This is a genomic window from Pseudorhodobacter turbinis (assembly GCF_005234135.1).
Lineage (GTDB): Bacteria > Pseudomonadota > Alphaproteobacteria > Rhodobacterales > Rhodobacteraceae > Pseudorhodobacter > Pseudorhodobacter turbinis.
Genome location: NZ_CP039965.1, coordinates 373949 through 386580, shown reverse-complemented (window position 1 = coordinate 386580; position 12632 = coordinate 373949). Strand labels below are relative to the sequence as shown.

11 protein-coding genes are annotated in these 12632 nt (G+C 58.4%); 7 read left to right on the top strand and 4 right to left on the bottom strand.

Annotated features, from left to right (window positions below; genetic code table 11):
• Positions 1-62 precede the first annotated feature (62 nt).
• Positions 63-263 carry a hypothetical protein gene (locus EOK75_RS14190; protein WP_137194757.1) on the bottom strand — a complete coding sequence of 67 codons (201 nt, stop codon included), beginning with the start codon at positions 261-263 and terminating at the stop codon, positions 63-65.
• A 124-nt stretch (positions 264-387) separates the two neighbouring features.
• Here EOK75_RS14190 and pepN point away from each other — a divergent pair, with 124 nt between their 5' ends.
• The 5 genes from pepN to EOK75_RS21680 all read left to right on the top strand — a co-directional run bounded on the left by pepN (position 388) and on the right by EOK75_RS21680 (position 6088).
• Positions 388-2952, top strand: a complete 2565-nt coding sequence (gene pepN, locus EOK75_RS14185) for an aminopeptidase N (RefSeq protein ID WP_240794112.1) — start codon at positions 388-390, stop codon at positions 2950-2952.
• 63 nt (positions 2953-3015) lie between these two features.
• Positions 3016-4527 carry an Asp-tRNA(Asn)/Glu-tRNA(Gln) amidotransferase subunit GatB gene (gene gatB / locus EOK75_RS14180; protein WP_137194755.1) on the top strand — a complete coding sequence of 504 codons (1512 nt, stop codon included), beginning with the start codon at positions 3016-3018 and terminating at the stop codon, positions 4525-4527.
• Positions 4528-4611: 84 nt separating this feature from the next.
• Positions 4612-4926, top strand: a complete 315-nt coding sequence (locus EOK75_RS14175; protein ID WP_137194754.1) for a hypothetical protein — start codon at positions 4612-4614, stop codon at positions 4924-4926.
• Between the two features lie 40 nt (positions 4927-4966).
• Entirely contained in the window at positions 4967-5653 is a 687-nt protein-coding gene (locus EOK75_RS14170) for a L,D-transpeptidase (RefSeq protein ID WP_137194753.1), read from the top strand.
• A gap of 72 nt (positions 5654-5725) precedes the next feature.
• Positions 5726-6088 (top strand): DUF4177 domain-containing protein, encoded by a 363-nt coding sequence (locus EOK75_RS21680; protein ID WP_137194752.1) that lies wholly within the window; start codon positions 5726-5728, stop codon positions 6086-6088.
• On the opposite strand, the gene EOK75_RS14160 is transcribed toward EOK75_RS21680, so the two are convergent.
• The 3 genes from EOK75_RS14160 to EOK75_RS14150 all read right to left on the bottom strand — a co-directional run bounded on the left by EOK75_RS14160 (position 6089) and on the right by EOK75_RS14150 (position 10844).
• Positions 6089-7195, bottom strand: coding sequence for a pyridoxal phosphate-dependent aminotransferase (locus EOK75_RS14160; RefSeq protein ID WP_137194751.1), 1107 nt, complete (start codon positions 7193-7195; stop codon positions 6089-6091).
• A 63-nt stretch (positions 7196-7258) separates the two neighbouring features.
• Positions 7259-10333: a valine--tRNA ligase gene (locus tag EOK75_RS14155; protein ID WP_137194750.1), complete on the bottom strand. Its 3075-nt coding sequence runs from the start codon at positions 10331-10333 to the stop codon at positions 7259-7261.
• 79 nt (positions 10334-10412) lie between these two features.
• On the bottom strand, positions 10413-10844 hold the full coding sequence (locus EOK75_RS14150) for an Lrp/AsnC family transcriptional regulator (RefSeq protein WP_137194749.1): 432 nt from the start codon (positions 10842-10844) through the stop codon (positions 10413-10415).
• 216 nt (positions 10845-11060) lie between these two features.
• Here EOK75_RS14150 and EOK75_RS14145 point away from each other — a divergent pair, with 216 nt between their 5' ends.
• Positions 11061-12206 carry a type III PLP-dependent enzyme gene (locus EOK75_RS14145; protein WP_137194748.1) on the top strand — a complete coding sequence of 382 codons (1146 nt, stop codon included), beginning with the start codon at positions 11061-11063 and terminating at the stop codon, positions 12204-12206.
• Positions 12207-12268: 62 nt separating this feature from the next.
• Positions 12269-12628 carry a hypothetical protein gene (locus EOK75_RS14140; protein WP_137194747.1) on the top strand — a complete coding sequence of 120 codons (360 nt, stop codon included), beginning with the start codon at positions 12269-12271 and terminating at the stop codon, positions 12626-12628.
• Positions 12629-12632: the final 4 nt, after the last annotated feature.

The window sequence follows — 12632 nt, the reverse complement described above, 5'->3', positions numbered from 1 at the left end:
GAGAACATTCATAGAACAAGGGGATAGGATTTGCGCGGATTCGGCAAGTCGAAAATAGCGGATCAGTCGCTTGTCGTGGCCTCTACTCCGGCGGGGGCGCTGGTTGCGGCACCTTCGCCCAACAGCGTGCCATCGGGATCTGTCTCATCGCCAAGGAAAATTACCAAGGCCAGTCCGACAACGACCAGAACAACAGCGATGCCGACCAGTGGGCCGCGATGATTTCTCTTTTGACGCTCGATATTTGCATTCGGGGCTGACATGGGGTGCTCCTTTCCAAGGGTTGCGCGGTGGTGCGGGTTGAACACCGCCACTCGGGGGACTAACGTCGCGAAAACGGTCATGGTTCCCGATCTGACCACCCCATCACGCGAAAGGCCGCTCCCCGTGCAAACCTCTTCTGTGCAAACCTCCCCCCAAGCGATTCTTCTTGCCGATTATCAGCCCTTTCCCTTTTTGCTGGATCATGTGGCGCTGCATTTCAAACTGCATCCGACGCAAACACGAGTGACGGCGCGGCTGTCCTTTGCGCCCAATCCGGCGGCCAAACCGGGACAGGATATGCGGCTGGACGGGGAAAACCTGATCCTGCATGCGCTGTCGCTGGATGGCAGGACACTTGCGCACACGCCCGATGCGACGGGGCTGACGATTCCGGCGGCGGATTTGCCCGATGGCCCCTTTGTCTTGGAGACGGAGGTGGAGATCTCGCCCGAGACCAATACCTCGCTGGACGGGCTTTATATGTCGGGGGGCATGTATTGCACGCAATGTGAGGCGCAGGGCTTTCGCAAGATCACCTATTATCCCGACCGCCCCGATGTCATGGCGCGCTTTGATGTGACGATGGACACGGATATGCCGGTGCAGCTGTCGAACGGCAATCCGACGGGGCTGGGCGCGTGGCATGACCCTTGGCCGAAACCGGCCTATCTGTTCGCGCTGGTCGCGGGCGATCTGGTGGCGCATTCCGATACGTTCACCACCATGTCGGGCCGCAAGGTTGCGCTGAACATCTATGTCCGCCCCGGTGATGAGGGCAAATGCGCCTATGCGATGGACAGCCTGATCCGTTCGATGAAATGGGATGAGGAGGTTTACGGCCGAGAATATGACCTCGATATATTTAACATCGTTGCGGTTGATGACTTCAACATGGGCGCGATGGAAAACAAAGGGTTGAATATCTTCAACTCCAAACTGGTGTTGGCCACGCCTGAAACCGCGACCGATGATGACTATGCCCGCATCGAGGCCGTGATCGCGCATGAGTATTTCCACAACTGGACCGGCAACCGCATCACCTGCCGCGACTGGTTCCAGCTTTGCCTCAAAGAGGGGCTGACGGTTTATCGTGACCAGAAATTTTCGGGCGATATGCGCAGCCATGCCGTCAAACGGATTGAGGATGTTCTGGCCCTGCGTGCCCGTCAGTTCCGTGAGGATGGCGGCCCGTTGGCCCATGCTGTGCGGCCTGATTCATACGTAGAGATCAACAACTTCTACACCGCGACCATCTATGAGAAAGGCGCCGAGGTGATCGGCATGCTGCGCGCGCTGGTCGGCGATGAGGGCTATGCCAAGGCGCTGAACCTTTATTTCGATCGCCATGACGGGCAGGCGGCGACGATCGAGGATTGGCTTAAGGTGTTTGAGGATGCTACGGGGCGTGACCTGACACAGTTCAAACATTGGTACACCCAGGCAGGCACGCCGCATCTTACGGTAACAGATGACTTTAAGGACGGTTTATATACCCTTACGATTGAACAGAAAAACCCTGCAGCGCCGGGGCAGGCCTCCAAGGATCCAAAGGTGATCCCCGTGGCGGTTGGTCTTTTGAATTCTGACGGCGCTGAGGTGGTGCCGACCACTGTTCTGGAGCTGACGCAAGAACGGCAAAGCTTTGCATTTGAGGGGCTGGCCAGCCGCCCCGTTCCATCCATCCTGCGCGGGTTTTCGGCCCCTGTGATCCTTGAGCGGGAAAGCTCGGCCGAGGAACGCGCCTTCTTGTTGGCCCATGACACCGACCCGTTCAACAAATGGGAGGCAGGCCGCGCCTTGGCCAAGGACGTGCTGATGCGCAAGGTTATCGCAGGTGGCGATACGCCAGCGGATTGGCTGACAGCGGTTGAAACCGTGACCTTTGACGAAACCCTTGATCCGGCGTTTCGCGCGCTGACCCTGCGCCTGCCGGGCGAGGATGATATCGCCCAAAGCCTGCATGCTGCGGGCCATGTCCCTGACCCTGCTGCGATCCATAGCGCCCGCCGCGCGATGCAGGGTGGTCTGGCGGGGCATCTGGCCAAACGCCTGCCCGCACTGATCGACGGCTTGCAAACCCCCGGCCCGTTTGACCCCGGTGCGGTTGCGGCGGGGCGGCGTGCGCTGCGGCTTGCGGCCCTTGCCTTAATGGCGCGGCTGGATGGCGGTGCATCTGCACAGGTAGCCATGCAAAATGCCAATTCCATGACCGAAGAGCTGGGCGCCTTGGCGATCTTGCTTGATGTCGGGCAGGGCGATGATGCCGCCGCCGCCTTCCGCCTGAAATGGCAAGGGGACCGTTTGGTGATGGACAAGTGGTTCGGGCTTCAGGTCGTCTCGGCAGCACCTGACCGTGTGGCGCAAATCACCGATGCGCTGACCAAAGATCCTGATTTCGACTGGAAAAACCCCAACCGGTTTCGCGCGGTCATTGCCTCATTGGCCAGCAATCACGCGGGGTTCCACCATGCCTCGGGCGACAGCTACCGCTTGCTGGCCGATTGGCTGATCAAGCTGGATCCGGTCAACCCGCAAACCGCCGCGCGCATGTCGACAGCGTTTGAGACATGGCCACGCTATGACGCCGACCGTCAGGCCTTGATCCGTGCGGAACTGGCCCGGATTGCCGCCACCCCGAACCTGAGCCGCAACCTGACCGAGATGGTCGGGCGGATGTTGGGCACATAACCCCGCTTGAACACGGTTCCGCTTGGCCTTAGAACCGCAGCAAGCTGATATAAGGGACGCGCTATGCTTGATCTGACCTATGAAAACCCAAAGCCGAAGGTCATTGCCGGGGCCAAGCAGGATTGGGAGCTTGTGATCGGGATGGAAATCCACGCGCAGGTTTCCTCTAATGCCAAGCTGTTTTCGGGCGCGTCGACCCAAGTGGGGGCGGAGCCGAACTCCAACGTGGCCTTTGTGGATGCCGCGATGCCGGGGATGCTGCCGGTCATCAACGGCTATTGTGTGGAGCAGGCGGTGCGGTCCGGTCTTGGGCTGAAGGCGCAGATCAACCTGCGCTCGGCCTTCGACCGCAAGAATTACTTCTATCCCGACCTGCCGCAAGGCTATCAGATCAGCCAGCTTTACCACCCCATCGTGGGTGAGGGCGAGGTGCTGGTGGAACTGTCCCCCGGCGTGGCCCGTCTGGTGCGGGTGGAACGTATCCATTTGGAACAGGACGCGGGCAAAAGCATCCACGACATGGACCCGAATATGTCCTTCGTGGATTTCAACCGGACCGGCGTTGCCCTGATGGAAATTGTGTCACGCCCCGATATCCGCTCGGCCGAGGAAGCCACCGCCTATGTCACCAAGCTGCGCCAGATCCTGCGCTATTTGGGCACTTGTGACGGCAATATGCAAAACGGCAACCTGCGTGCAGATGTGAACGTCTCCGTCTGCCCCCCCGGCCAATATGAGAAATATCAGGCCACCCAAGACTTCAGCCATCTTGGCACCCGCTGCGAAATCAAGAACATGAACTCTATGCGTTTCATGACGCAAGCCATTGATTTCGAAGCACGTCGCCAGATCGCAATCCTTGAGGACGGCGGCAGCGTGGACCAAGAAACCCGCCTCTATGATCCTGATAAGGGCGAAACCCGTTCCATGCGGTCCAAGGAAGAGGCGCATGATTACCGCTATTTCCCATGCCCAGACCTTTTACCGCTTGAGATTGAGCAGGCTTGGGTTGATGAGATCGCGGCAAATATGCCCGAGCTTCCCGATGCCAAGAAAACCCGCTTTATGGGGGATTTCGGCCTGACGGATTATGATGCGAATGTGCTGACGGCGGACCTCGATTCCGCAGGGTATTTTGAGGCAGTGGCCAAGGGCCGTGATGGCAAGATCGCCGCGAATTGGGTTATCAATGAACTCTTTGGTCGGTTGAACAAAGAGGGGCTGACCATCGCCGAAACGCCGGTCTCATCCGTGCAATTGGGCGGGATTGTCGATCTCATTGGTTCTGGTGAAATCTCGGGGAAAATGGCCAAGGACTTGTTTGAAATCATCTGGACCGAGGGCGGTGATCCGGCAGAGGTTGCCAATGCCCGTGGCATGAAACAGGTGACAGACACCGGCGCAATCGAGGCTGCTGTGGATGAAATCATAGCCGCCAACCCCGCGCAGGTTGAAAAAGCCAAGGCGAACCCGAAGCTGGCCGGCTGGTTTACCGGCCAAGTCTTGAAGGCCACTGGCGGCAAGGCGGCCCCGGCAGTTGTACAGCAGCTTGTTGCGCAAAAACTGGGCCTTTAAAGGCACCCTCGCGCCGATCACGACAAGCTGATCGGCGCGCAGCTTTTCTTTTACGATGAAATCGCCGATGTTTGGCCTATGGTCGTGCTGCGTCGTCTCTTTCAGGTTTTGCTGATCCTCCTTGTTTTGCCTTGGGGGGCGTTTTCGGCCATGCCTGCCGCCGCAGAGCCTGTGGTTTTTGCAGGGCATCAAACAACAGCACGTGACGCAAGCCATGTTGTCTCCGCCCCCAAGCCCTGCCGTATCGCAATCTTGCCCTGCGGGTTGGATGTGGCCTTGCCCGTTGCATTTGCAATCCCGCCGATGGCGCAGGGGGGCACGGTTTTTCAGCTTTCCCGGAGCATTATAGGGCAAGGCATTGTCCCGTCGCCGTCTCGTGGTCCGCCTCGGGTGGTCTGATTTCGCCAATATCCCTTTATCAGACCTCAAGGAATTCAAAATGTTGACCAGAAGACGTTTTGCTGCACTCGGTGCGGTTGCTGCGCTTTCCGCCTGTACGCGGCCTACCGCTCCAGAAACGGCCCCGCCGCCCGTCTATCCGCCACTCCCCGCCTTTTATGGCCCGATCTACGGAGAGCCATTCCCCATTCCCGCGATCGAGGAAGGCAGCCTTGCCCCCGAGCTGTGGCGGCAAGAGGTGGAAAACCCTTGGCCCAACAGCCCGCGCGGCAGTATCATTATCGACCCGGGTGCTGCGCTTTTGCATTTCATCGAAGGGCCCGAGACTGCGATCCGATACGGCGTGAGCGTCGGGGCACAGGGGTTTTCATGGGATGGCACCGCGCGTTTGCAATTCGGGCGCGAATGGCCGCGCTGGAAGGTGCCTGCAGATATGATAAAACGGAGGCCGGAGCTTGAGCCCTATTCCGTTGCCAATGGCGGTATGGACGCGGGGCCGGGCAACCCTTTGGGTGCGCGCGCGCTCTATCTGTTCCAGAACGGCAAGGATACGCTTTACCGTATTCACGGCGATGCCGGCGCGCGGGAGTTGGGGAATGCAGTTTCCTCGGGCTGTATCCGGATGCTCAACCAAGACGCGATTGATCTGTATGATCGCCATATCCACGGGGCTGCGGTGACGGTTCTGCCCTCTGTCCGGCCAGTGGGGCTTTCGGATGTGTATTGAACGCGGGCCATTTTCCTTTCCCTCAATCGGCCAATCGGCTAAGTCTTGCGCAAAAAGGCGCTTGGAGTCCCTATGAAGTTTTATGAATATAAGGTCATTCCGGCCCCGAAAAAGGGCGAGAAAGCCAAAGGGGCTAAAACCCCGGCCGAGCGTTTTGCCCATAAGTTGACGGGCTTGATGAATGAAATGGGGGCTGCGGGCTGGGAATATGTCCGTGCCGACACCCTGCCATGCGAAGAGCGTTCGGGCCTGACGGGCACAAAATCGGTGTTTCAGAACATGCTGACCTTCCGCCGCGAATCCCGCGCCGAGGCGGTAGAAATGCTGACTCCAGCAGCTTTACAGCCAAAGGCCGAGCCCAAGCTTTCTGCCATCCCCAAAAAACCATCCGAGGAACCGCATGACGTGGTTACCGATACGCCAAAGGCGGTTTGATCAGGCCCTTGCCGCCGTCAAAGCGCGCGGCAAAGCGTCCTTGAAGATTGCAAGTGCATCTGCGTCGCCCAAGCTGACGCGGATGCAGCGATCCATTGGGGCAGTTCCGGGCATGCGGACAAAAACGCCAAGATTTGCCAATGCAGTCAAAACCTTGCGCGCGAATTCACCGTCTTGCCCGCAATCAATACAGATGAAATTCGTGGCAGAGGGTAGCGCTTTCAGGCCGTTCTCACGCGCCACTTCGGCAAAGTCTTCGCGGGCGGTCACCACTTTTGCCTTCACCGCGCCAAGCCAGTCTTGATCGGCCAAGGCCGCAAGCGCGCCAGCCTGTGCGATCCGGCCCATGCCAAAATGGTTGCGCACCTTGTTAAAGGCCTGCGCCAGTTCCGGGGCTGCAATCGCATAGCCAACCCGAAGGCCCGCAAGCGCATAGCCTTTGGAAAAGGTCCGAAAGCGGATGACGCGGGGATCATCGGGGGCAATCTTGGGGGCGCTGCCTTCTGGCGCAAGGTCTATATAGGCCTCATCCAGAATCAACAGGCAGCCGTCGGGCAGGCTTTCAATCATTTGCTCGATCGCTACGGCGGACAATTGGCTGCCCATCGGATTGTCAGGATTTGACAGATAGATCAGCTTGGCGTCAACTGCGTGGGCGCGGGCCAAAAGCGCATCGGGATCCTCAAAATCATCACGGTACGGCACCTTGTGAAGCGCGCCGCCAAAGCCCGCTACATGAAAATTGAACGTGGGATAAGCCCCGTCAGAGGTCACAACTGCATCGCCGGGCCCGATCACCAACCGTACGAGATAGCCCAAAAGCCCGTCAATCCCTTCGCCAACCACGATATTTTCGGGGGCCACCCCATGGTGCGCCGCAAGACCCACGCGCAGGTCATGGTTTTCGGGATCGCCGTACATCCAGACATCACGCGCCGCCAAGGCCATTGCCTCAAGCGCACGAGGTGAGGGGCCAAACATGTTTTCATTCGCGCCAAGACGCGCCTTGAAGGCATGCCTCATCGCCCGTTCCTGCGTTTCAGGGCCGACGAATGGCACGCTTGCGGGCAGGGATTGGCTCAGCGGGGTAAAGCGAGGAGTGGTCATCGGCGGCTCCGGGTTGCGGCAAGGGGGCAATTTGCCCCCTTTGTTTTCAGGTTGGGTGAGGCCCTATTCCATTTCGGCAAGGCGCGCCAAGGCGGCTTGGATCTTGGTGATTTCCTCTTCACCCAAGGCCAGCTTTTCGCGGGTTTCCTCAACCACTTCGGGCTTGGCGCTGGCCACGAATTTGGGGTTATTCAAACGGCCACGCAGCCCGCCCATATCCTTTTCCAGCTTTTCCAGCGTTTTCGACAGGCGCGCGCGTTCTTCGGCGATGTCAATCAACCCCTCTAGCGGGATGGCAAAGGTCGCGCCCTCGGCGGCAACGGTGATCGCCCCTTTTGGAACCTGTGCTGCCTCTTGCGCGGTTTCGATCCGTGCAAGACGGAAGATCAGCGCCTCATTCGCCGCTAGTGCCGCCTTGGCGTTTTCATCCAGACCGACGCAAAGCAATTCGACCTTCAAACCGGCAGGCACATGCATTTGCGCACGCGCCGAGCGGATATCATCAATCAGACCAGTGACCCAGTTCATTTCGCGCAGCGCGTCCGCATCGATCAGCTCTGTGCCATAGGTCGGCCAATCGGTGTGAACAAGCGGCTTGGCGCGGGTGCCGGTGGTGGCCCAAAGTTCCTCGGTGATGAAGGGCATGATCGGATGCAGCATGATCATGCATTGATCAAGCACCCAAGCCATTGTCTTGCGGGTCTCCTCGGCCTGATCGCCATCAAACAGCGGCTTGGCAAATTCAACATACCAATCGCAGACCTTCCCCCAGACAAAGGCATAGAGCGCATTGGCGGCATCGTTGAACTTATAGGCCTCCAACGCGGCATCGACATCGGCGCGGGTCTTGGCGGCCTCGGCGATGATCCAGCGGTTCACGCGGGCCTCGGCGGCAGGGGCCGCGCTGGTGGCGTGACCTTCCCAAACGCCGTTCATCTCGGCAAAACGGCAGGCATTCCAAAGTTTTGTGCCAAAGTTGCGATAGCCTTTGATGCGGTCTTCGGACAGTTTGAGCACACCGCCCATCGCCGCCATCTGCGCCATGGTAAAGCGCAAGGCGTCGGCGCCGTATTCATCGACGATCACCAGCGGGTCAATCACATTGCCGCGGGTTTTCGACATCTTCTCACCCTTCTCATCGCGCACCAACTGGTGGAGATAGACGGTGTCGAAAGGTTCCTGACCGACCACGGCAAGCTGCATCATCATCATGCGGGCAACCCAGAAGAACAGGATGTCCTGACCAGTGACGAGGGTGTTTGTCGGGAAGTACTTCTGTAATTCCGGTGTGTTATTGGGCCATCCTAATGTGCCGATGGGCCAGAGACCTGACGAGAACCAAGTGTCGAGCACGTCGGGGTCGCGCCAAACCGGATAGACCAGATGGGTTGGGTCCTGGCTGACGTTATATTCGGCCAGACTTGCGGCGAGGGTCTCTACCGCCTCGTGTTTATTGGCGACCTCTATGATGCGCGCATTGTTGAGCGGGGCGGGAATATCGGCATTATCGTCAAAGAAGCCGTTCTTCACATCCTCGAATGAGGGCGCACAATGCATCACGGTGCCGTTTTGCAGCATTCCGTCAGGCAAGAGCAGCCCGAGCAGGTCGACCTCATCCAATGCGCCGTCATCCTCCAGCTTGCCCTCATAGCCAAGGTCGAGACCGTACCAAACCGGGATCTGATGCCCCCACCACAGCTGGCGGGAAATGCACCATGGTTCAATATTATCTAGCCAGTGGAAATAGACCTTTTCACCCGATTCCGGCATGATCTTGGTCCGCCCCTCACGCACGGCATCCAGTGCGGGTTGCACGATTTTTGCGGTATCGACGAACCATTGATCGGTCAGCATCGGTTCAATCACCACCTTGGAGCGGTCGCCAAAGGGCTGCATGATCGGCTTGTCCTCAACAACCGCCACCTTCTCCAGATGTTCTGAGTTGGTTTCGGGGTCGATGCTTTTGACCAGTTCGGTCACGGCAAGCCCTTCGGCGGTGATGTCGGCGATCACCTTCTTGCGGGCCTCGAACCGGTCGAGGCCGCGGTAATCCTCGGGGACGAGGTTGATATGGGTGGTGTCGGCTGGTGCCTCACCGCCCTCGGCAATACTCTTGGCGATTTCGGCGGCTTCGGCATAGGGCAGCCCGTCGGTGCGCATGCGGGCCTTGGTATCCATCAGCGCGTAAAGCGGGATGCCGTTGCGCTGTGCCACGCCGTAGTCGTTAAAGTCATGCGCGCCGGTAATTTTCACCGCACCGGAACCAAAGTTCTTGTCGGGGTATTCATCGGTGATGATCGGGATCAAGCGACGCTGTGCCTTAGGGCCAACCGGAATTTCGCATAGTTTTCCAACGATTGACGCGTAACGTTCATCCGATGGATGAACGGCAACAGCGCCATCCCCCAGCATGGTTTCGGGCCGTGTGGTGGCGATGGAAATATAGTCGCGCATCTCGCGCAGGGTCACATTTCCATCCTCATCACGTTGGACATATTCATAGGTTTCCCCGCCGGCCAGCGGGTATTTGAAGTGCCACATATGGCCCGCAACTTCGACATTCTCGACCTCGAGATCGGAAATGGCGGTTTCAAAATGGGGGTCCCAGTTGACCAGACGCTTGCCGCGATAAATCTGGCCCTTGTTATACATCTCCACAAAGACTTTGATCACGGCATCGTGGAAGCCTTCATCCATCGTGAAGGCGTTGCGTTCCCAATCACAAGACGCGCCAAGACGTTTGAGCTGGTTAATGATGGTGTCGCCGGACTGCTCTTTCCATTCCCACACTTTTTCCAGAAAGGCGGGGCGGCCCATTTCGGCACGCGTGGGCAGGCCATCCGCAGCCATCTGTCGTTCGACCACAAGCTGGGTCGCGATGCCTGCATGGTCCTGACCCGGCTGCCATAGGGTGTCATAGCCCTGCATCCGCTTCCAGCGCACCAAAATATCCTGAATGGTGTTATTGAAGGCGTGGCCCACATGCAAAGAGCCAGTCACATTGGGCGGCGGGATCATGATGCAGAAGGTTTCATCGCGGCTGGCATTTGCGCCGGCGCGGAAGGCGCCATCGGCCTCCCATTTGGCAGCGATACGGGCCTCGGCCTCGGCGGCGTTGAAGGTTTTTTCCATCGGCATCTTGGGCTTCCTTTTCGGCATTTGGGTTGTTCTACCGCGCCCGCGTGCCAAGGGGAAGCGCGGTTTCGATGCAGATGCCCTAGACAGCGCGATCAATTTTTGTGGCGAGGTGGATCAAGCTTTCCGAAGACTTCACCCCGGCCATAGAGCCGATCTGATCCAGCACTTGATCCAGGACTTGGGTATTCGGCGCGCTCAGTTCCAGCAACAAATCGAAACGGCCAGAGGTGGTAAAGACCCGCTCCACCTCGGCGATGGCGCGCAGGCGCGTCAGGCAGGCGGCCTGTGTGCGCGGCTCGATCATCAGCAGGACCGAGGCGCGCAGTCGGCCCTGACGCCCCGCATCCCCAAGCTTGAGCGTATAGCCCGCAATGGTGCCATTGGTTTCCAGCCGCTCCAGCCGCGCCTGAATGGTAGAGCGCGCAACCTTTAGCCTGCGCGCCAGCGTGGCCACCGATATCCGCGCATCGGCCCCCAAGAGCCCGATTATGTGTCTATCTAGATCATCCATACATTATGCCCGATTGTTTCGTCATTATGACGATAAGTTCATATGTTTATACAGTTTTAATCGGTGAAATTGTAGCCCAAATAGCCTATTCTTGTTTTCAGGAAAAGGGCGGCTCATACGCACCTGGCCTGGTTTTATTAAACCATGCGGGCGCTTGATTTCCCTGAAGGGATGGGACAGGTGTTTACGCCATGACCAATGCGGAAAGGAACGCTGATGGGACACTCGAAAACAATCTGGACCAACCCGACAGAATATTTGTCGACGGTTCAACCTGAAAATCCGGTGCTCTTTTTTGCACCTTCCGCGCTGAAGGCGATGGCACGCAAGTTTATTGACAGCTTTCCCGGCATGGTGACCTATGCGGTCAAGTCCAACCCGATGGAAGAGGTGGTTCAAAACCTGTCAGAGGCCGGTTTGCGCGGCTTTGACGTGGCTTCTCCCTTTGAGATGCAGTTGATCCGTCGCCTGTGCCCGGATGCAGCCTTGCACTATAATAACCCCGTGCGCTCTCGCTCGGAAATTCAGGTGGCGGTGGGGCTGGGCGTGAAATCCTATTCCGTTGATTCTGTGTCAGAGCTGGCCAAGCTGATCGAAGCAGTTCCTGCCGAGGGAACCGAGATCACCGTGCGCTTCAAGCTGCCGGTGGGCGGCGCGGCCTATAACTTTGGCGCGAAATTTGGTGCTACGACAGAGCTGGCGGTAGAGCTGCTTAAAACCGTGGCGAAGGCCGGTTTTGTGCCCTCGCTCACCTTCCACCCCGGTACGCAATGTACAGAGCCTGCCGCTTGGGAAACCTACATCCGCACCGCAGCCGAGATTGCCGAGGAAGCGGGCGTGACCATTGCGCGGTTGAATGTGGGGGGCGGATTTCCGAACCACCGTTTGAACGCGGTCACCCCCGATCTGGATGCGATTTTTGAGATGATCGACCGTGTTGCAACCGAAGCCTTTGGCGACAAACGCCCGCTTTTGGTCTGTGAGCCGGGCCGCGGCCTGTGCGGTGATGCCTTTACGGTGGCAACCCGCGTCAAGGCGCTGCGCGATGATGCGCATGTGTTTTTGAACGATGGTGTCTATGGCAGTTTGACCGAGCTTCCGATGATTGGTGTCATTGACCGCACCGAGGTTCAGGCCCCCGATGGCCAGCCGCGGACCGGCGATCCCATCGCGCGCATCGTCTTTGGCCCGACTTGCGATTCGGTTGACCGTTTGCCCGGAGAGCTGATGCTGCCCGATGATCTGGCCGAAGGGGATTTCCTGCTTATCCACGGCATGGGGGCCTATTCCACGGTGACCAACACCCGATTCAACGGGTTTGGGGAATTGGGGTTGGAATTGGTGCTGGATCTGCACGCTTAAAAGACGCAGCCAACCTCTGACCGGGGTTGGCTGCTTTTTGTTGTTCGCAAAGAGGAAAAACCATGCTGAAGATCGCACTCATCGTCTTGACCATGGGCGAGGCGGGAACGCTGCATATCGCGTTCACGCAGGCCGATACGATGGAGGGATGCAAGGCCCGGGCCGAGGTTGTCTCGGGAATCCTGACAGATGCAGGCACCAAGATTGAGGCGGTACGCTGTGGCGATACGGATTTCACCTTTACCCCCTACGGGCATGACCACGCCGACGCCGATAGGCGCTGGCAGTATCACGTGACAGTGCAGGGCGATGCGATTGAAGACGGTTTCAAGCTGCGTCCTGTCGAGGCTGGCAATTGCAAAGCTGAAAGCGATGCGGGTGAGTATTGCGCGGTCTCTGCCCAGGCCCCGACCACGGAATAGCCCA

Coding starts and splice junctions, on each gene's coding strand:
- EOK75_RS14190 (WP_137194757.1), bottom strand. CDS start 263: ATGTCAGCCCCGAATGCAAATATCGAGCGTCAAAAGAGAAATCATCGC.
- gatB (WP_137194755.1), top strand. CDS start 3,016: ATGCTTGATCTGACCTATGAAAACCCAAAGCCGAAGGTCATTGCCGGG.
- EOK75_RS14170 (WP_137194753.1), top strand. CDS start 4,967: ATGTTGACCAGAAGACGTTTTGCTGCACTCGGTGCGGTTGCTGCGCTT.
- EOK75_RS21680 (WP_137194752.1), top strand. CDS start 5,726: ATGAAGTTTTATGAATATAAGGTCATTCCGGCCCCGAAAAAGGGCGAG.
- EOK75_RS14160 (WP_137194751.1), bottom strand. CDS start 7,195: ATGACCACTCCTCGCTTTACCCCGCTGAGCCAATCCCTGCCCGCAAGC.
- EOK75_RS14155 (WP_137194750.1), bottom strand. CDS start 10,333: ATGCCGATGGAAAAAACCTTCAACGCCGCCGAGGCCGAGGCCCGTATC.
- EOK75_RS14150 (WP_137194749.1), bottom strand. CDS start 10,844: ATGGATGATCTAGATAGACACATAATCGGGCTCTTGGGGGCCGATGCG.
- EOK75_RS14145 (WP_137194748.1), top strand. CDS start 11,061: ATGGGACACTCGAAAACAATCTGGACCAACCCGACAGAATATTTGTCG.
- EOK75_RS14140 (WP_137194747.1), top strand. CDS start 12,269: ATGCTGAAGATCGCACTCATCGTCTTGACCATGGGCGAGGCGGGAACG.